The following is a 19,693-nucleotide window of genomic DNA, read 5'->3' on the forward strand; positions in this document are numbered from 1 at the left end:
ATGCAGCTCGGTCTCATCGGTCTCGGCAAGATGGGCGGCAACATGCGCGAGCGGATCCGCCGCGCCGGCCACACCGTCATCGGCTACGACCGCAACCCCGACCTCTCCGACGCGGCGAGCCTCGCCGAACTGGTCGACAAGCTCGAAGCGCCGCGCGTGGTGTGGGTGATGGTCCCGGCGGGCGCCGCCACCCAGTCGGTCGTGGACGAGCTGGGCGGACTCCTCTCCCCCGGCGACACGGTCGTCGACGGCGGCAACTCCCGCTGGACGGACGACGAGAAGCACGCCGAGGAGCTCGGCGCCAAGGGCATCGGCTTCGTCGACGCCGGTGTCTCCGGCGGTGTGTGGGGCCTGCAGAACGGCTACGCGCTGATGGTCGGCGGCGACAAGGAGCACGTCGACCGGCTCCAGCCGATCTTCGACGCGCTCAAGCCGGAAGGCCCGTACGGCTATGTCCACGCGGGCAGGGTCGGCGCCGGGCACTTCTCGAAGATGGTCCACAACGGCATCGAGTACGCCATGATGCAGGCCTACGCCGAGGGCTGGGAGCTGCTGGAGAAGGTCGACTCGGTGGACAGCGTCCGCGAGGTCTTCCGCTCCTGGCAGGAGGGCACGGTCATCCGCTCCTGGCTGCTGGACCTCGCGGTCAACGCCCTCGACGAGGACGAGCACCTGGACAAGCTGAAGGGCTTCGCGCAGGACTCCGGCGAGGGCCGCTGGACCGTCGAGGCGGCCATCGACAACGCCGTCCCGCTGCCCACGATCACCGCCTCCCTCTTCGCACGGTTCGCGTCCCGCCAGGACGACTCGCCGCAGATGAAGATGATCGCGGCGCTGCGCAACCAGTTCGGCGGCCACGCCGTCGAGTCCAAGGAGTAGCGAACCGTGGGGGACCTACTCCTGGTCCGCCACGGCGAGACGGAGTGGAGCGTGTCGGGACAGCACACCAGCTGGACCGACCTGCCCCTCACCGACCACGGTGAGCAGCAGGCCAAGTCGCTCGCTCCCCTCCTCTCGCAGCGGACCTACGCGCTCGCCCTGACCAGCCCGCTCGGCCGCGCGATACGCACCGCCGAACTCGCGGGCATCGCCGGGGCCGTCGTCGAACCCGACCTGCACGAGTGGGACTACGGCGCCTACGAGGGCGTCACCACCGTCGAGATCCACCGCACCCGCCCGAACTGGGACCTGTGGCTGCACGGCGTCCCGCCGGGCACCGAGGGCCACCCGGGCGAGTCGCCGGCCGAGGTGGGCGAGCGGGCCGACCGGGTGCTGGCCCGGGTCGACGCGGCGCTCGCCAACCGCACGGGTGACGTGATCCTCGTCGCCCACGCCCACTTCCTGCGCGTCCTGACGGCCCGCCGGCTGGGGCTGCCGCCCGCCGACGGACGGCTGTTCCAGCTGTCCACCGGCACGGTCAGCCGGCTGTCGACCGAGCACGGGCGCCCGGTCATCGCCGAATGGAACAGCAGGGCGTAGGCCTCGCAGCCGGCCCGGGCTACAACACGTCCCCGAACTCGCTCAACACCCCTGGTGGAGCAAGCGCGTTGACGTAGTGGCCCGGGCCGTGGTCGTCGAAGGAGTACTTGAACGGGATCGTGCGGGTCAGCGCGAGGCGGGTCGCGAAGAACGCCAGCGGGGCGACCACGGCGAGGCCCGCGAGCGAGTCCATCTGGGGGTAGTGCAGGCCCGGTTCGGTGACCTCCGTCCAGCCTTCCTCGCGGGCGCGCGCCAGGGGCCGTACCGAACGCCGTACCCCTCCCGTGACCCGGGCCAGCAGGCCGCCCCAGTCGCGGCTCACGGCCGTGCGCAGAACGTCGCTGGGCAGGGTCAGGCCCTCGATCGCCGAGTCGGCGGCGAAGGTGAGGGCGGCGTCGGTCAGGCCGTGGCGCCTGCGGTAGTGGAACTCGCGGCCGAAGGGGGCGTAGGGGCCGACCGGGCGGGGCGGCAGCGCCGGGACGACGTCGCGGTCGAAGATGTAGCGGATCAGCCGGTCGCGCAGCACATACGTGCCGTGCGGGCCCGGCGTCTCCTCGCAGGCCCTCGCGAGGTCGGGGCCGCCGACCATGGGCTGGCCGAAGGTGTAGACGCCCTTGAGCTTCTCGGCGATGTGCCGGTAGCGGGGCTCGTGGACGAGGGTGACGGCCATGATCGCGGCCATCGCGGCGCCCAGGCTGTGCCCGGTGATGTAGAGGGCCTCCAGGCCGGTGCCGCGGGTGCCCTCCTCGTCGGGGTCGACCGACTCGCCGCGCAGGGCCCGCTCCAGGGCCTGGACGATGAGGTGGCGGGTGGCGCGGACGTTGCGGTAGAAGCCGGCGTGCACCTCGTGATGGTGGCCCTCCAGCTCGACGGTGAGCGTCTCCGGGCGTACGTCGGCGTCGGTGAGGATGCTGATGATGTCCTCGGGCTGGGTGCCGCGGTAGCAGAGGATGACGACCCTGCGGTCCCGGTCCTGGACCAGATAGGCGGCCGAGGCGATGTACAGGGCGTCCACGCGCTGCTCGAAGGCCCGGCAGCGGTTCTCCTCCAGGCCGAGCCGCGCCATGATCATGGAGACGGTCTCCACGTCGCTGTGCTGCTCGAATCCGGCGTACGAGTAGGCCGCACAGGTCGCCATGGTGTGCGGGACGATCCCGTCCGGGTCGGGCTGGTGCTTGTCCTCGACGAGCCGGTCCACCAGGTCGGGGTGGACCGGGAAGCTGCTCGGGTCGGTGTCCGGCTTGCACGGGCGCAGCGCGGTGTAGCTGGGCCCCTTGACGTATGTGTCCCTCATGTGGGACCTCCCCCGGGACGTCGGCGGGTGGTGAGCACACCACCGCCGCCGCGGGCCGTCAACCGAGCAGGCGTCGTTCCCCGGCCATACCGGGGGCGGCCGGATGGGGTTGCTGGGAAGCGGGGGCGCACGCGAGGCGCACACGGGAGGTCGCCACACCCGCACGGGCCCTACTGACGTGCCCAAATGCCGCTCTGCGTGCAATTGTTCGCATGGGGCGCAAGGTGGCGCAGATCGGCGCGAACCATCGCTGCGGGCGCCGGGGGCCACGGGTAGCGTGCGGCCCCTGTCCCGTACGTATCCGTGATGTGTCCGTACGTGAGGAAACCACCGATGGCCGAGACCGGGCAGCAAGAACCGCAGTACGAGCGGTACGAGGGCGGCAGTCCCGAGGCGGAGCGGCTGGTGTTCGAGCAGCTGGCCGCCGAACTGATGAAGGTACAGGTCAAGAACCGGCGGGCCGGAGGCGGTGGCATCGCCCGGACCTTTCACGCCAAGGCGCCGGTGGCGGTGGAGAACGCCCGGCTGCGCTTCCACGACGACCTCCCGGCGGCCCTGCGGGCGGGCTTCGCCCAGCCGGGCGCCGAGTATCCGGCGACGGTACGGCTGTCCAACGCGAGCGGCATCCGGCAGGGCGACGGCTCGCCGGACCTGCGCGGGGCGGCGGTGCGCGTGCGGGTGTCGGAGGAGGAGAGCCACGACCTGCTCGCCACGAGCTATCCCGTCTCGCACGCCCGCAACGCGCGGGAGTTCGTGGCCTTCGCCAAGGCGATGGCGGGGGCGAGGAGTCCGGTGCGGAAGGCTTTCGGGCTGTTCGTGAAGCTGCCGCTGGCCGTGGGCCTCGGCACCGCGAACCGGATGCGCCGCAATGTCCGGGCAGCCACCCGGCACACCGTCGACTCCCTCGCCAACGAGACCTTCTGGAGCCGGGGCGCGATCCTGTGGGGCGAGGCGGGGCCGGTGCGGTTCCTGCTCCGGCCCGCGCCCGGCACCCCGGCCGCGCCCTCCGCCGACCGCCGCGACCCGGATCTGCTGCACCGGGAGTTCGCGCACCGGCTCGCGCGGACGGACGTCAGCTACGACCTGTGCGTGCAGCGGTACGTCGACGAGCGGCGCACGCCGGTCGAGGACGCCTCAGTGGAGTGGCGGGACGGGGTCTCACCGGCGATCGCGGTGGCCCGGCTGACCATTCCGAGTCAGGACCTCGACAGCGCGGAGACGCGGGCGACCGCCCGCCGCGTCGAGGACCTCGCCTTCAACCCCTGGTACACCACGGACGAGTTCCGCCCGCTCGGCAACATCAACCGGGCCCGCAAGGCGGCCTACCAGGCGGCGAGCGCGCACCGGCTGGGGCTGCGCTTCGTCACCGAGGAGCCGCTGCGCAACCGCGTCCTCGGCCGTCCGGTCGAGGCGGCCTTCGCCATCCTCAACCGCTATGTCCCCTGGCACCGGCTGCCGTTGCAGCTGAGCCTGCTGAACCTGGTGTTCCTGCGCAAGGTGCTGCGCCGCCTGAACTTGATCGACACCGAGCCGCGCGAGGCACCGCCGAAGGCCCAGCCGGTGCCGGCGCCGATCCCGGAGCGGCTGCGCGGCGAGCGGTCGTACGACGGGACGTACAACGATCTGTCGGAGCCGCGAATGGGCGCGGTCGGCGCGGCCTTCGGGCGCAACCTCAAGCCGGAGTACCGGCCCGACCTCTTCGACACCCCGAACCCGGTCACGGTCAGCCGACAGCTCCTGTACCGGGAGAGCTTCGTGCCGGCGTCCTCGCTCAACGTCCTCGCCGCGGCCTGGATCCAGTTCCAGGTGCACGACTGGGTCAACCACCGCCGTCACAAGCCCGGCGAGCGCAGTGTCGAGGTGCCGCTGCCGCCCGGCAGCGGGCCCTGGCACAACACGCCCGGCGGGCCCGGCGAGAACGTGATGCGGTTCGCGGAGAACGAGGGCATCGAGGTGCCGGGCCGCCCGCCGATCCTGTTCGGCAACAACGCCTCGCACTGGTGGGACGGTTCGGAGGTGTACGGCGAGGACGAGCAGACCGCGCGCTTCCTGCGGGAGGCCGACGGCCGGGCCGAACTCCGCCTGGAGGACGGCCACTTGCCCGGCGGCAGCAACGGGCACATTCCGCTCACGGGCTTCAACGAGAGCTGGTGGATGGGCCTGAGCGCCATGCACACGCTGTTCGCCCGCGAGCACAACGCGGTGTGCGCGGCACTGCGCGCGGAGTACCCGACGATGAGCGAGGAGCGGATCTACCAGACGGCCCGGCTGGTGGTCTCCGCGCTGATCGCCAAGATCCACACCGTGGAGTGGACACCGGCCATCCTCGCCACCGAGGCGATCGACATCGCCCTGAAGACCAACTGGCAGGGCCCGCCGAAGAATTGGCTCAACCAGCTGGGCCTGTGGCTGCTTGAGGCGCACTCGCTGACCGGCATCCCGAAGACCCTGCCGGACCACCACACCGCTCCGTACTCGCTGACGGAGGACTTTGTCACCGTCTACCGCATGCACCCGCTGGTCCCGGACGACTTCGAGCTGCGCGAGCACCACTTCGGGCAGCGCCTGGAGACGGTGGGCTTCATGGACATCCAGGGCGGCGCGGCCGAGACCCAGATCCGCAAGACGGGCCTGGCGAACACCCTGTACTCCTTCGGCATCGCCCACCCGGGCGCGATCACCCTGCACAACTACCCGCGCGCACTTCAGCGGTTCGAGCGCGACGGGGAGATCATCGACCTGTCGGTGGTGGACCTCGTGCGCACCCGCCGTCGTGGCGTCCCGCGCTACAACGACTTCCGCGAGGGGCTGCACAAGCAGCGCATCCGCTCCTTCGAGGAGCTGACGGAGAACGCCGAGACGCTGGCCCGCCTCAAGGACGTCTACCGCTCGGTCGACGAGATCGACACGGTCGTCGGCCTGTTCGGGGAGAACCCGCCGACCGGGTTCGGGTTCAGCGACACGGCGTTCCGGATCTTCATCCTGATGGCGAGCCGGCGCCTCCAGTCCGACCGCTTCCTCAACGTCGACTACCGGCCCGAGGTGTACACCCCGCTCGGCATCGACTGGGTGGAGAAGGGCGGCATGGACTCGGTGATCCTGCGGCACTGCCCGGAGCTGGCGGCGCTGCTGCCGCGCGGGGCGAGCGCGTTCGCGCCCTGGCGGACGGTGCGGCCGACGAGCGACGGGAACACGGACGGGAACGTGAACGGGGTCGTGAACGGGAACGTGAACGGGGGCGTGAATGACCACGGTTGACGGGCACCCGGGGCTGGCCGACCTGTTCGGCCGGCCCCTGCTCGACACGGTCTGGCACCGGCGCACCCACCGCGTCAGCCGGGGCGCCTCGGTGCCGGCCGGGTCGATGAGCTACCGCTCCACACACGCCGAGCAGCCGCTGTCGGAGCTGGAGGAGGCGGTGCTGATCGCCATCACCGGCTGCACGGGCCTGACCATGCCGGACCGCCCCTTCGAGGACCCGCGCGACGGCACGCCCATCATGGCCAAGCCCAACCTGACGATGGCGGGCCGCACCGCGGGCAGCCCCGACAACGCCCAGGGCACCCACTTCTTCATGATCAACGACAGCGGTACGTACTACCTGCGCAAGCTGCCGCCGGCGCCTCGAGAGCCCTTCAGCGCCGAGACGTTGGTGTCCCGTGCCGCGCAGGCCAAGGTGAGGGTCCTGGACCACCGTCTCGACGTGCCGCAGAACAAGCGGGACTTCCCCGCGTACCTGGACTCCAACCGCTTCCTGTCGAACCTCGCCGGGACGACGGTGTTCTTCCCGGTGGTCGACCTGTCCCACCAGTACATCAACGCGCTGATGTACCTCCTCACCCAACCGGACGGCGCCCGGCCGACGTTGGTGGACGACCGCAACTTCTACCGCCCCGCCGGGGTCAGGAAGTGGGTGCGCAACGGCTTCCTCAACGCCGCCCTGAAGCTCCCGCTCGGCGCACTGGGCCCGATGCGCACGCAGATCGAGGCGGACCTGCTGCTGCAGAACCTGATGCTGACGGCGGAGGCGATGGGACTCGGCGCCTGGATCCACGCGTCGATCAACCCTCAGATCGCCCTGGGCGACCCGAAGTTCTCGAAGGCGTACGGCAGGATGCTCGGCTTCACCTTCGTCACCCCGCGCTGGCGCCCCTCGGACATCTGGCGCTGGCACGTCCCGCTGCCGAAGTACGCGACCCTGCGCTCGCACCCGGTCGGGCTGACGTCGAAGGACGGCGAGCAGCTCATCGCCGCCGCGTGCCCGCCCGCCCACAAGTCCATGTCGGACGCGGTCGATTCGGTGATCGCCGCGAAGTTCGGCACCGGCGGGACCTACACCGACAAGGACGTCTTCACCCGTATCTACAAGGAGGACTACGGGCAACGCTATCTCGCGGAGGCCAGTGAGTACGAGGAGCGGGTGATCGACTGCGCCCGCGACATCTGCGAGTACGTCATCCGCACCCACCGCCGCTTCCCCGCGCACACCGACGCGATCCACGTCCCGGGCATCTGGCTCCAGGCCCACCACGTGGAACGCGAGTACTACGAGCGGTACTTCGTGCACGGGCTGACCGAGACCCACCGGCGGCACCGGGAGTTGTGGGATTAGAGTCCCGCTCTGTGGAGATCAGCGATCTGACGCCGGCCGAGCAGCGCGTGTGGCGAGCGTTTCCGACGGGGGTGTCGGTCGACTTCCGCGAGTCGGCCGACGAGGACATGGCGGAGGGCGCGCACTGGGGGCCCGAACGGACGGTCCGGGCGAGCGTGGTGCGCGCCCTGCTGCTGAACGGGCCGCGGGAGCCGGGGGAGATAGCCGCGCTCAAGGTGTCGGGCGCACGGATCACCGGCCTGCTCGACATGCCGTACGGCGCGACGGAGTCCGCGGTGCGGCTGAGCCACTGCCACTTCGACGAGGTGCCGATGCTGTACGGCGCCAGGTTCCGGCAGCTCAACCTCAGCAACTCCGTGCTGCCGGGGCTGACGGCGGCCACGGTGCGAGTGGAGGGCGTGCTGCGGCTGACGGATGCCCGGATCCAAGGGCCGGTGCGGCTGGGCGGGGCGCACATCGCCGGGGCCCTCTTCATGGATCGGACGCATCTGTCCGCGCCGGACGACTCGGAGCCGGTGCTCCAGCTCAACCACGCCGCGATCGGCGACGACCTGTGGGCCCCGGGGATGCGGTCGCACGGCCAGGTGCGGCTCGACGGGGCCGCCGTCACCGGCGCGGTGAACCTGGAGGAGGCCCAGTTCCACAACCCGGGCTCCACCGCCATCAGTGCCCTGAGCTTCGACACGGGCTCCGACCTGCGGATGAGGTTCGTGCGCGCCCGAGGTCGCGTCGACCTCCGCGGCTCCCGCGTACCGGCCCGTTTCGACCTGACCCGCGCGCACCTGTCGAACCCGGAGGGCACTGCACTGCGGGTGAGCAGCTGCACGGTCGGTGAGCTGTGGCTGCTCAGAGGCGTCCTCGACGGTGTCCTCAACCTGCGCCGCGCCCACCTCGAAGTCCTGTACCTGGACCCGGAGATGCTCCCGGACAAGGTCTTCCTCAGCGACCTCACCTACACCACGCTCACCCCGCACGAACCCGCCGAACGCCGCCTGCACATGCTGGAGCGGGACCCGCGCTACGAACCCCACTCCTACGAGCAGCTGACCGCCGCCTACCGCCGCATCGGCGACGACTACGCGGCCCGGCGCGTCCAACTCGCCAAGCAGCGCCGCCTGCGCACCACCCGAGCCTGGTACGGCCGCCTGTGGGGCTACGTCCAGGACGTCACCGTCGGCTACGGCTTCCACCCGCTGCGCGCGGCGGTCTGGCTGCTGTCCCTGCTCGCCGTCGGCTCGACCGCGTACGCCCTGCACCACCCGCACGCCCTCAAGCCGTCGGAGGCCCCGCACTTCAACCCGGTCTTCTACACCCTCGACCTGCTCCTGCCGGTGATCTCCTTCGGCCAGGAGGAGGCCTTCGCGCCGGACGGCTGGTACCAGTACCTCTCCTACGGCCTCATCATCACCGGCTGGATCCTGGCCACCACCGTCGTCACCGGCGTGACCAGGACGGTCAGCCGTCAGTGAGCCGCCGGGCCGCGTGCTGGGCGGCCAGCCGGACGGGCGCGTTCTGGGCGCCGTAACCCCGGTAGCCGCCGTCGCGCTGCACGAGTTCGAAGAAGACGCGGCCGACGGTCCGCGTGTAGCAGTGCCGGAACTCCCCGTACGCGTCACGGTCGTAGAGGATGCCGAGTTCGCGGTACGTCGCCAACTCGCCGTCGGCGAAGTCGAATCGGGCGGCGAGGTCGTCGTAGTAGTTGGCCGGCATCGGCAGCAGCGGTCCGCCCGCCTCCCGAAGCCGCCGGGCCGCCGCGACCACGTCGTCCGTGGCGAGGGCGATGTGCTGGGCGTGGACCGTGTCGTCGGCCGGTGCGGCGCCGACCGACAGGGCGATGCGGACACCGCCGTCGGCGCTGGTCACGGCGCGGCTGCGCAGCAGACCGTACGGGTCGGCGACGTCCACGCTCTCCTGCGCGGCCAGGCCCAGGACGGCACGGTGGAACAGGGTCGCCTCGTCGAACTGGTGCCAGGGCTGGACCAGGGCGAGATGGTCGATGCGCCGGACGCCCGCGGCCTGCGGCTCCTGTCCGGTGTCCTCGAAGTCGGCGCGCCAGCTGGGCAGTTCGGGGCGGTCGGTGGCGCAGAAGAACAGCTCCGTGCCGTCGGGGGCGGCGACCGCGTCCAGCGGGGCGTCCTCGCTCGCCCGGCGCCGCGGCAGCACCGGTGCGAGCAGGGCCTCGGCGCGGCGGGCGGCGCCGGCCGGGTCGGGTGACTCCAGGCCGATCGCGGCGAGGCCGGTGCCGTCGCGCCGGGCGGCCGGGCCGGTGTTGACGAGGATCCGGGCCTCCCCCGCCTGCCAGAGGTCGACCGGCTTGCTCCGGTGCCGTGCGGTGCGGGCGAAGCCCAGCGCGCCGAGCACCTCGGCGACCGGCTCGGCGTCCGGTGTGACCAACTCGGCGAAGGCGACGCCGGTGGGGACGACGGGAGCGGGCAACTCGGCGACTCCCAGGGCCTCTTGGAGCACCAGGAGGGAGCGGTGGGCGTCCACGGCGGTGGGGCCCGCCTCGGCCTGCCGGAAGACGTCGTTGAAGACTTCGAGGGAGAGCGGACCGTCGTACCCCGCGCGCAGCACGTGCCCGACGAGCCCGGCGACGTCGAATCCGCCCTGCCCGGGGAAGCACCGGTAGTGCCTGCTCCACTGGAGCACGTCCATGGCGAGCAGCGGCGCGTCCGCGAGCTGCAGGAAGAAGATCTTCTCGCCGGGGATGTCCTCGATGCCCTTGGGGTCGGACCCGCGGGAGAGAATGTGGAAGCTGTCGAGGCAGGTGCCCAGGGCCGGATGCCCGGCGCTCTCGACGATGTGCCAGGCATGGTCGTACGTACTGACGTGCCGTCCCCAGGCGAGCGCCTCGTAGGCCACCCGGATCCCGGACTCCCGCGCCAGGTCGGCGAGTCGGCTGAGCTGCTCGGCGGCGAGTGCGTCGTCGTCGATCGCGAGCGGATGGACGCTGGAGCACACGAGCACCGTGTCCGCCCCGAGCCGCCGCATCAGCTCGAACTTGTGCCGGGCCCGCCGCAGGTTCCGCCGGAACTCCTCCTCGGGCACGGCCTCGATGTCCCGCATCGGCTGGTAGAGGTCGACGGTGAGCCCGAGGTCGGCACAGCGCTCCCGTATCTCCTCGGGAGTGAGGGGGCTGGCCAGCAGGTCGTTCTCGAAGATCTCGACGCCGTCGAAGCCGGCCCGCGAGGCGGCCGTGAGCTTCTCGGTCAGGGAGCCGCTGAGGGAGACGGTGGCGATGGACGTACGCATGTCGGTACCTCTTCTTCCGGAGACGTCCGGGACTACTTCTGGGCCCCTACGGCACCGGCCAGTTCGGCGATGTCGGCGAGCATCCGGGCGGCGTCGGGTTCCTGTCCGGTGAACAGCCGGAAAGCGTCCGCGGCCTGGAACACGGCCATCCCGCCCCCGTCCAACGTGGCGCAGCCAAGCGCACGGGCGGTCCGCAACAGCTCCGTCTCCAGCGGCCGGTAGACCACCTCGGCCACCCACAGCCCGGGGTGCAGCAGTTCCGCGGCGAAGGGCAGGCCCGGGTGGGCGGCCATGCCGGTCGGCGTCGCATGCACCACCCCGTCGGCCCGCGCAAGCAGCTGCGCCAGCCGGTCCGGCGTCGCCGCGTCGGCGCGCCCCGCGCCGAAGTGCCGGTTCAGGGCCGCCGCCAGCTCCGCCGCCCGGTCCGCCAGCGCGTCGACGACCGTGACCCGCCCGGCTCCGAGCGTCAGCGTGGCATGGGCGACCGCCGCCCCCGCTCCGCCCGCGCCCAGCTGCACGACCCGTTCCAGCGGAACGTCCGGCAGCCCGCGCGCGAACGACGCGGCGAACCCGGTCACGTCCGTGTTGTGACCGATCGCCCGCCCGCCCTCGAAGACCACCGTGTTGACCGCGCCCAGCGCCTCGGCCTGCGGAGCGAGCCCGTCGAGGTGCTCGATGACCAGCTGCTTGCAGGGGTGCGTGATGTTCAGCCCGTCGAAGCCCAGGTCCCGCGCGGCCCGCACCAGGTCACCCACGGCCGCCGGCGGCACGCCGAGCGTGTCGATGTCGATCAGCCGGTACAGACAGCGCAGCCCCTGCCGGTCCGCCTCCCGCTCGTGCAGCGCCGGGCTGAGCGACGGGCCGATTCCGGAACCGATCAGTCCGACGAGATACGAGTCCTTGGCCACGGGGCCCTCCTGATCGGCATCGCTAATGTACGAACTAGTACGTTAGCTATATCAGCGTGCGGCCACTCAGGGAAGACCCTGCGGTCACTCGGGGAAGACCCCGCGGGCGGCGTCCGGCCCGCCTTCTAGAATCGGCGGCACTGGCGGCACTCCCGAAGGAACCCGATGACCAGCGTCGACGAACCGGCACGACCGAACGGGCGGATCCGCGATGCCGCCCGCACCCAGGCCGAGATCCTCGACGTGGCCACCCAGGAGTTCGCACGGCTCGGCTACGACGGCGCCCGCGTCGACGAGATCGCCGCCCGCACCCGTACCACCAAGCGGATGATCTACTACTACTTCGGCGGCAAGGAGCAGCTGTTCACGGCGGTGCTGGAGCGGGCGTACACGGTGATCCGCGAGGCCGAGCAGAAGCTGGACGTCGAGCACCTGGACCCGGTCGCCGCGATCCGGCGCCTGGCCGAGCTGACCTTCGACCACCATGAGCAGCACCCCGACTTCATCCGCCTGGTCAGCATCGAGAACATCCACGGCGCGGAGCACATCGCCGGCTCCGAGAAGCTCGGCCGGATCGGCTCCCCCGCGCTCGACGTGATCCGCCGCATCCTGGCCGCCGGACAGGAGTCCGGCCTGTTCACGGCCGACGTCGACGCCGTCGACCTGCACGCGATGATCAGCTCCTTCTGCTTCTTCCGGGTCGCCAACCGGCACACCTTCGGCGCCCTGTTCGGCCGCGACCTGGTCGCCCCCGAGCAGCGGGAGCACTACCGGGCCATGCTGGGAGACATGGTGATCGCCTATCTGACGGCGGAGCGGTCCACCCACTGAGCCGTACGTCCGGACCTCTTGACAGCCGGGAAACGTGGGCGCAACATCCGTGGGCAACCGCTACTAACTATCCAGTGAGTTAATTAACTGGATAGCTCCCCCGGACTCCCCACCGAATGGAGCGAGCCGTGTCCGTCCCCGCCGAAGCCGTCGGGCAGCCGAAAAAGGCGGCCGCCGCCGCCTGGATCGGCAGCGCCCTGGAGTACTACGACTTCTTCATCTACGGCAGCGCGGCCGCGCTGATCTTCCCGAAGGTCTTCTTCGACGAGTCCGACCCGGCCACCGCGACCCTGCTGTCGCTGGCCACGTTCGGTGTCGCGTACGCGGCCCGGCCGGTCGGGGCGCTCTTCCTCGGGCACTTCGGCGACAAGGTCGGCCGCAAGAAGATCATGGTCTTCACGCTGATCCTGATGGGCCTGTCGACGTTCCTGATCGGCTGTCTGCCCACGCGGGCCCAGGTCGGCGGCCTGGCGCCGGTGCTGCTGGTGGCGTGCCGGGTGCTGCAGGGCATCTCCGCGGCCGGCGAGCAGGCCAGCGCGAACTCCATGACGCTGGAACACGCGCCGCCTCACCGACGCGGCTTCTTCACCAGCTTCACGCTCAGCGGCACCCAGGGCGGCCAGCTCATCGCCACCCTGGTCTTCCTGGCGGTGGCCCAGCTCCCCGACGACCAGCTGCTGTCCTGGGGCTGGCGGGTCCCCTTCTGGGCGAGCGTCGCGGTCGCCGTCGCCGGTTACCTCATCCGCCGCAAGCTGGCGGAGACGCCGGTCTTCGCCCAGCAGGCGGCCTCCGAGGGGGTCGTGAAGCTGCCGCTGGCGGTGCTGTTGCGCGAGCACTGGGCGGATGTACTGCGGGTGATCGGGGGCGCGCTGATCGCCTCGGTCTCCACGATCTTCACGGTGTGGGCGCTGGCCTACGCGACCAGCGACTCCGTCGGCATGTCCCGCTCCTCGATGCTGTGGGTGGGGGCGCTCGCCAACCTGGTCGCCCTCGGCGCGATCCCCGCGTGGGCCACGCTGTCGGACCGCATCGGACGCCGCCCGGTGTACCTGATCGGCGCGGTCGGCAGCGCGGTCACCATGTTCCTGTACCTCTGGGCGGTCTCCACGGGCAGCTACCCGCTGACCCTGATCCTGGGCATCGTCGCCTTCGGTGTCGTCTACAGCGCCGCGAACGGTGTCTGGCCGTCCTTCTACGGCGAGATGTTCTCGACCCGGGTGCGGCTGTCCGGCATGGCGATCGGCACGCAGATCGGCTTCGCCGTGGCCGGTTTCGCGGTCACCTTCGCCGCGCAGATCGCTGGGCCGGACGGCGACGACTGGTTCTCGGTGGCCCTGTTCACCGCGGCGCTGTGCGTCCCGCCGGTGATCGCCGCCCTCTCGGCCCGCGAGACCCACATGGTGCCGACGGAGCGGCTGGGGGAGGGGGTGGGGCGGGGGGCGGCGCAGCCGGAGACGGTGACGGCCTGACCATCCTGCTGTGGTATGTGACATAGCACTGACGACCCGTCAGTGCTATGTCACATACCACTGTCCGTCAGCAGCCCCGTCCAGGCCTCCGCCACCCGCTCCAACGCAAACCCCTCCCGCACCTGCCCCCGCGCCACCTCGCCGGCCGCCTCCCAGCCGCCCTCGGTGTCGACCAGGGAGGCGATCGCCTCCGCCATGGCCTCCGGGGTCTCGTGGATCCACCGCCGGTCGTAGATCTCGTCCGCCCCGGGCCACGGCAGCAGCGCCGGTACGGCCCCGGAGGCCATCCCCTCGGCCGGGGCGAGGTGGAAGCTCTCGTCGTCGCTGGTGGACAGGACGTGGCCGATCCGCCGTAGCCAGTTCGCCACGTCCGGGCCGAACTGGTCGAAGACGACGGCCCCTTCGAGCAGCGGCGCGTTCTGCATGCGGCGCAGGATCGCGTCGTAGTGCTCGCGCTCCTCGGGCTTGTTCCAGATCCACCAGTACTCCCACGGCGGCTTCGACTTCACCGACAGCTGCCAGCGGCGGTCGTGGGCGCGCAGCTTCTCCAGGACGTCGAGGCCGAGGTCGAGGCGTTTGCGGCTGGGCGCGATGCCGATCATGCCGAGCCGGAAGCGGGCGCCGGGTGCCTTGGGCCGGTCGAGCTGTTCGGTGTCGACCCAGTTGGGGACGACGGTGACCTTGGCGTCCGGCCAGCCGGTGACGTCGAGGGCCCGCCGCTTGTAGTAGGGGCTGACGCACACCACCCGGTCGACGGCGTCGATGTCGACTTGGCGCGGCCACTCGGCGTCGAGTTCGAAGCGGTGCAGCCGTACGACGAACCGGCTGCCGCGCCGCTTGTGGCGGCTGTACCAGACGGCGGCGGGCCCGCACCACTCGACGACCACCACATCGGCCCAGTCGGCGAGTTCACGGCTGGCGACGGGGTCGTGGCGGGCGAGCGCGGACCAGGTGTCGAGCCGTACGTCGAGGCCGGGCAGCGCTCGGAAGTGGTCGAGGAGCCGGGTGAGGAACTTCAGGTCGTGTCCGGCGACACCGACCCGCAGCGGACGGGAGCGGCCGGTCACCGAGGCGGGTGCGGAGGGGAAGGCCCGGTCCAGGTGACCGCGCCAGCGGGCCGCCGCGCTGTCCAGGGTGTAGCGGCGGGCCGCCTGCCGGCAGCGGTCGGCGGCCAGGTGCCGCGCCTCCGGTTCGCGCGCGGCGCGGGCCACGGCCTCGGCGGCGTCCGCGAGGTCGGCCCGTCCGGGGACGTAGAGCGGATAGTCGGCGCCGAGGAGCGCCTCGTGGGCGGGGGTGCGGTTGAGGACGACGGGCAGGCCGAGGGCGCCGAACTCCAGGACCTTGGTGGAGAGTTCGAGGCTGGCGTCGAGGACGGGGTCGCGCCAGCCGAGGCCGAGGTCGCATTCGGCGGCGATGCGCATGGCCTGCTCGCGGGGCTGTCCGCCGTGGTGGTGAATGCCGGGGGCGCCGCGCAGGGCCTGTGTCATGGCCTCCTTGAAGTCGGGGTGCGCCGGGTCGTCGTGGATCTTGTCGCCGACGGTGTGGAGTTCGGCCCGGACGCCCTGTTCGGCGAGCAGTTCGGGCAGCCGGGTCATGGGCAGGGTGTTCCAGCGTGGCGCGAACTTGCCGGTGTAGACGAGCCGTAGGGGTTCGTGCGGGCGGTCCTGCTCCGGCACCGGGAAGGCCGGCTCGGGTACGGACGGCGGGCAGAGCACGGCCCGCCCACAGGCCTCTGGCACCCAGCTCTCCAGGAAGCAGCGCAACTCCTCGGTCTGGCAGAGGAGTTGACGCGAGGCGGCGGCGATACGACTGAGCTCCTCGCGTGCTTCCTCGGTCATCTCGGTGGCCGACTGCGGGATGTCGGTGAGGTAGGCCCAGATCCGCCCGTCGAAGGCGCCGTCGGCCACCACCCGGGTGACCAGCCGCCGGCCGCGCAGCACCAGCAGATCGCAGGGTTCGTCCGCGTCCAGCCGGGCGAGCAGCTGCGCGGCCTGCGCCGGCGACAGCGGACGCGTCCCCTGCCCGGCGACGAGCCGCTCCTCGTACGGCCGTACCACCGTGACACCGGGCAGCCCGGCCAGCGGATCGACCAACCGCCCCGTGCGCACGGGTGACTTGAGCACCAGCCGGGTCTCGCATCCCGCGAGCGACAGCGCCTGCACGGTGGACTGGGCCCACACGGCGGAGCCGTCGATGAGGTTGAGGTCGACGTCGCCGTAGACGAGCGCCTTGATCGTGCGGGTCATGCCGGCTCCTTCCCGCGTACGGCGAACAGGCGGTGGCCGCGCCCGGACCAGCTCTCGGGCGGCAGACCGGAGAGGAACAGCGACCGCCGGACGAGCAGCGGACGCACGGTGGGTACGAAGGTGTGGTCCTCGTCGGCCGGGCCGGGGCCCAACGCGTCGGCGCCGGAGTACTCCTGAGCGCACATCAGGTCGAGGAGCAGGGTGTCCGGGCGTTCCTCGGCGAGGTCCGTCCAGTCGGCGACCCAGGGCGCGGTGGGCTGCCCCTGGCGGAGTTCGACGCCGGCGGCCTCCAGCTCGCCGAGCCCGGCCGGGTCGGGCACGACCACCTCGGCCGGGCGGTGGAGCTGTCCGAGCACCTGCGCCGTCAGCTCGGCCACCTCGGCGGCGTCACGCGGGGCCGCGACGACGGAGATTCGCCGCTGGGCGAGCAGGTCCGGGGCGCCGGTGAGCCGTGCGAGCTCGGCGAGGCGGACCCGGGTGCTCTCCTGGCGGAAGGCCTCCCGCAGCAGCTCCCGGCCGTCCTCGGCGGGGTCGAGCCGGGAGAGCCGTACGCCGGTGTCCATGTCCAGGACGGCGTCCCAGGCGAACTGGGCGAGGCCGGGTGCGGCCGACGCGGGGGCGTCCCGCCACAGGACGGTCGCGCGGCCCGACGCCCGTGCCTCGGCGATGAGTTCGGCCAGCTTCCGGTCGAGGTCGGGGGCGAGTCCCGTGCCCGCGAGCGACCACGGGCCGCTCTCCCCCGCGCAGGCGGCGAGCTGCACGACCACGGCGTCCGGGTCGGTGCGCTCGACCAGGAGGCGTCCGTCGTGCGGCAGCAGCCGGTTGACGACGGCGTCGGCCGCGAAGTCCTCGGCGGTGCGGTCGGTGAGCACGCCGGCGAGGACGAGCCGGTCCCGGGGCGTGGAGGTCAGGGCGCGGTGGGCGAGGTGCAGCCGGTCGTCCGCGACGACGGCGGCCGCAGGCTCCGGTCCCGGCTTTGCGGCACCTGCCGCCCGGGACACCGGTGCCCGGCGCCGCCCGCGCCACAGGCCGTACAGCTCCCCCGGCAGCCGGACCGCGCCGCGCCGCGGCGAGCGCGCGGCGGCGACCAGTGCCCGCCCGACCCGCAGCGACGTCGAGCCCTCCAGCATCGCCACCCGCGCCTCCAGCACCCCGACCCGGTCGCGGGCAGCGCGCAGGGCGGCGGCCAGCTGTTCCTTCTCCCGTACGGCGGCGGCCAGTCGCTCGGCGGTGGAGTCGTCGCGGGCCGCGTCGAGGGCGCGGGCGGCTTCCTCGGCGGTGCGTTCCAGGTCGAGGGCGCGGGCCCGTACGGCCCGGGAGACGAAGTCGGACAGCACGTACTCGTCGGCGATCCGCAGCGCGGTGGCGAGGCCGTCCGAGGGGACCGGTCGGCCGAACCAGTCGTGGAGCGGCAGGAGTTCGTCCGTGCGGGCGAAGACGGCGCCCGCGTGCAGATGGGCGTAGTCGAGGGCGGCGGCGCGCAGGACCTGGCAGCGGTGGGTCACCAGGTCGTCGAGGAGGGCGTGGTAGGGCAGTTCGGCCGGGCGGTGGCCGAAGAGGAGCAGCCCGCGTCCGCCGGGCCGCAGCCGCTCCAGGGTGCGGCGGCAGCGCTCCTCGTCGCCGTGCAGGGCGGGGTCGGGGCCGTAGGTCAGCAGCACCAACTCGCCCTCGCCGACCGGCTGTTCATCGTCCTCGCGCAGCTCCACCCCCGTCGGCAGGTGCAGGTAGGGCGTGAGGCGGAGGCCGCCGCCCGCCGTGGTGTCCACGACGGTGGTGACGCCGTCCAGGTGGGGGCGGAGCAGATCGGTGAGGCGCATCAGCGGGTCCTCGTGAAGACGTGGAAGCCGACCAGGTTCTCGCGGAAGCCGTACGGCCGGAAGAGGGTGTGGGTGAGGCCGAGGGGCTCAAGCTCCGTGCGGTAGGCGTCGGTTGGGCGGTGCAGTATGTAGTCGCCGCGTGGGGTGCGGCCGGGGCCTTCCTCGTCGGTGACGATCAGGCGGCCGGTGACGCGGACCAGGGAGACGAGGTTGCGCAGGGCGGCCGACCACTCGGCGTCGTCCAGGACGTGGAACAGGACGTCCACGCACAGCACGATGTCGTACGGCCACGGGCTGCGGAAGTCGGCGAGCGCGGCGAGGTCGTAGCGCGGGCCGCCGCCCTCGGCGCGGGCCTGCGCGACGGCCTCGGGGCTGGCGTCGAAGGCGTCGACGCGGTGGCCGCAGCGGGCGAGGGCGCGGGCGAAGTGCCCTTTGCCGCAGCCCGCGTCGAGGACGAAGAGCGGGGCGGCGGGGCTGGACAGGTCACCGATCAGGGTGAGGAGGGTGCCCAGCCGCTGGGCGTAGAAGATCTCGTTGCCCGGGCGGTCGAGGCCGATGTGGCCGCCGGACGCGAGGGTGTCGCGTTCGCGGTGCCGGGTGTCCCAGTAGGCGCGGGTGCGGTCCCGGGTCGGCTGGTCAGTCATGGCTCTCCAGCCAGTGGGTGAGCACCCGGGCGATGCGCGGGCCGGACTTCCCGTCCCACAGCGGCGGGCCTTCGGCGGGTGTGCTCGCGGCGCCGACCAGCACCTTGTGCAGTGCGGGCGCCAACTCCTCCGGCCGGACCAGGCGGTTGGTGCCGTGGGTGACGGTGATTGGGCGTTCGGTGGTGGTGCGCAGGGTCAGACAGGGGACGCCGAGCACGGTGGTCTCCTCCTGGACTCCGCCGGAGTCGGTGACGACGGCGGCGGCGCCGCGGACCAGGCTCATGAATTCGAGGTAGCCGAGCGGTTCGAGGAGGTGGACGCCGGGCGCGTCGGCGAGTCCGGCGGTGCGCAGGGCCGTGACGCCGCGCGGGTGGAGGGGTACGGCGAGGTCGAGGTGGGCGGCGGCCTCGGTGAGGGCGCGGGCGGCGGCGCGGGCCGCCTCCGGGTCGTCGACGTTGGCGGGGCGGTGCAGGGTGACGACGCCGTAGCGCTCGGGCAGGCCGTGCGCGGCGCGGGCGGCGGCCGGGTCGAGGCGGTCCAGGTGGGTGAGGAGGGTGTCGATCATCGGGTTGCCGACGAAGTGGACGCGGCCGGGGTCGACGCCCTCGCGGGCGAGGTGGCCGACCGCCTCCGGGCTGGTGGCGAACAGCAGCTCGGCGAGCTGGTCGACGAGGCGCCGGTTGACCTCCTCCGGCATCGCCATGTCGAAGCTGCGCAGGCCCGCCTCGACGTGGGCCAGCGGGATGCCGAGCTTGGCGGCGACGAGCGCGGCGGCGAGGGTGGAGTTGACGTCGCCGTAGACGACCGTCAACGCCGGTGCGCGGGCGGTCAGTTCGGTCTCCAGGGCGACCAGCAGGTCGGCGGTCTGGCGGGCGTGGCTGCCGGAACCTACGCCCAGGTGGGTGTCCGGTTCGGGCAGGTCCAGCTGGCGGAAGAAGACGTCCGAGAGCCGGGCGTCGTAGTGCTGTCCGGTGTGTACGAGGACCTGCTCGCAGCCGACCGTCCGCAGCGCGGCGATCACCGGCGCGGCCTTGACGAAGTTGGGCCGGGTCCCGACCACATGGAGCACGCCGCCGGTCATGCCGCCTCACCTCCGAGGTACCTCTCGCTGTGGCGGGTCGCCCGATCACCGCGGTGTCGG

The 19,693-nt window shown here is 72.2% G+C and carries 14 protein-coding genes; 7 read left to right on the forward strand and 7 right to left on the reverse strand.

Annotated features, from left to right (window positions below):
- Entirely contained in the window at positions 1-879 is an 879-nt protein-coding gene (gene gnd / locus MQP27_RS07525) for a phosphogluconate dehydrogenase (NAD(+)-dependent, decarboxylating) (RefSeq protein ID WP_242762564.1), read from the forward strand.
- Between the two features lie 6 nt (positions 880-885).
- Positions 886-1,479, forward strand: a complete 594-nt coding sequence (locus MQP27_RS07530) for a histidine phosphatase family protein (protein ID WP_242762567.1) — start codon at positions 886-888, stop codon at positions 1,477-1,479.
- Positions 1,480-1,498: 19 nt separating this feature from the next.
- Here the strand turns inward: MQP27_RS07530 and MQP27_RS07535 are convergent, their stop codons facing one another.
- Entirely contained in the window at positions 1,499-2,773 is a 1,275-nt protein-coding gene (locus MQP27_RS07535) for a lipase family protein (protein ID WP_242762570.1), read from the reverse strand.
- 333 nt (positions 2,774-3,106) lie between these two features.
- On the opposite strand from MQP27_RS07535, the gene MQP27_RS07540 reads away from it, so the two are divergent.
- From MQP27_RS07540 to MQP27_RS07550, 3 genes are read left to right on the forward strand one after another with little or no spacing between them, the layout of a single operon-like run.
- A complete protein-coding gene (locus MQP27_RS07540; protein WP_242762573.1) occupies positions 3,107-6,031 on the forward strand; it encodes a peroxidase family protein in 2,925 nt (974 codons plus the stop codon).
- Entirely contained in the window at positions 6,018-7,385 is a 1,368-nt protein-coding gene (locus MQP27_RS07545; RefSeq protein ID WP_242762575.1) for a hypothetical protein, read from the forward strand. The genes MQP27_RS07540 and MQP27_RS07545 overlap by 14 nt, the downstream gene beginning before the upstream one ends.
- 11 nt (positions 7,386-7,396) lie before the next feature.
- On the forward strand, positions 7,397-8,854 hold the full coding sequence (locus MQP27_RS07550) for a membrane-associated oxidoreductase (RefSeq protein WP_242762577.1): 1,458 nt from the start codon (positions 7,397-7,399) through the stop codon (positions 8,852-8,854).
- Here MQP27_RS07550 and MQP27_RS07555 read toward each other — a convergent pair.
- Positions 8,841-10,637: a bifunctional sugar phosphate isomerase/epimerase/4-hydroxyphenylpyruvate dioxygenase family protein gene (locus MQP27_RS07555; RefSeq protein WP_242762580.1), complete on the reverse strand. Its 1,797-nt coding sequence runs from the start codon at positions 10,635-10,637 to the stop codon at positions 8,841-8,843. The genes MQP27_RS07550 and MQP27_RS07555 overlap by 14 nt on opposite strands.
- Positions 10,638-10,669: 32 nt before the next feature.
- Entirely contained in the window at positions 10,670-11,545 is an 876-nt protein-coding gene (locus tag MQP27_RS07560) for a shikimate dehydrogenase (protein ID WP_242762583.1), read from the reverse strand.
- 165 nt (positions 11,546-11,710) lie between these two features.
- Between MQP27_RS07560 and MQP27_RS07565 the strand changes: the two genes are divergently transcribed.
- Together MQP27_RS07565 and MQP27_RS07570 are read left to right on the forward strand one after the other, a co-directional pair.
- Positions 11,711-12,376 (forward strand): TetR/AcrR family transcriptional regulator, encoded by a 666-nt coding sequence (locus MQP27_RS07565; protein WP_242762586.1) that lies wholly within the window; start codon positions 11,711-11,713, stop codon positions 12,374-12,376.
- Between the two features lie 128 nt (positions 12,377-12,504).
- Positions 12,505-13,845 carry an MFS transporter gene (locus tag MQP27_RS07570; protein WP_242762589.1) on the forward strand — a complete coding sequence of 447 codons (1,341 nt, stop codon included), beginning with the start codon at positions 12,505-12,507 and terminating at the stop codon, positions 13,843-13,845.
- A gap of 50 nt (positions 13,846-13,895) precedes the next feature.
- On the opposite strand, the gene MQP27_RS07575 is transcribed toward MQP27_RS07570, so the two are convergent.
- The 4 genes from MQP27_RS07575 to wecB are packed head-to-tail and all read right to left on the reverse strand — an operon-like array spanning position 13,896 to position 19,633.
- On the reverse strand, positions 13,896-16,091 hold the full coding sequence (locus MQP27_RS07575; protein WP_242762592.1) for a glycosyltransferase: 2,196 nt from the start codon (positions 16,089-16,091) through the stop codon (positions 13,896-13,898).
- Positions 16,088-17,908 carry a hypothetical protein gene (locus MQP27_RS07580; protein WP_242762596.1) on the reverse strand — a complete coding sequence of 607 codons (1,821 nt, stop codon included), beginning with the start codon at positions 17,906-17,908 and terminating at the stop codon, positions 16,088-16,090. The genes MQP27_RS07575 and MQP27_RS07580 overlap by 4 nt, the downstream gene beginning before the upstream one ends.
- On the reverse strand, positions 17,908-18,552 hold the full coding sequence (locus MQP27_RS07585; RefSeq protein ID WP_242762597.1) for a class I SAM-dependent methyltransferase: 645 nt from the start codon (positions 18,550-18,552) through the stop codon (positions 17,908-17,910). Before MQP27_RS07585 ends, MQP27_RS07580 begins: the two co-directional genes overlap by 1 nt.
- Positions 18,545-19,633, reverse strand: coding sequence for a non-hydrolyzing UDP-N-acetylglucosamine 2-epimerase (gene wecB / locus MQP27_RS07590; RefSeq protein WP_242762599.1), 1,089 nt, complete (start codon positions 19,631-19,633; stop codon positions 18,545-18,547). Before wecB ends, MQP27_RS07585 begins: the two co-directional genes overlap by 8 nt.
- Positions 19,634-19,693 lie beyond the last annotated feature (60 nt).

The organism is Streptomyces cylindrosporus, from assembly GCF_022698165.1.
Lineage (GTDB): Bacteria > Actinomycetota > Actinomycetes > Streptomycetales > Streptomycetaceae > Streptomyces > Streptomyces cylindrosporus.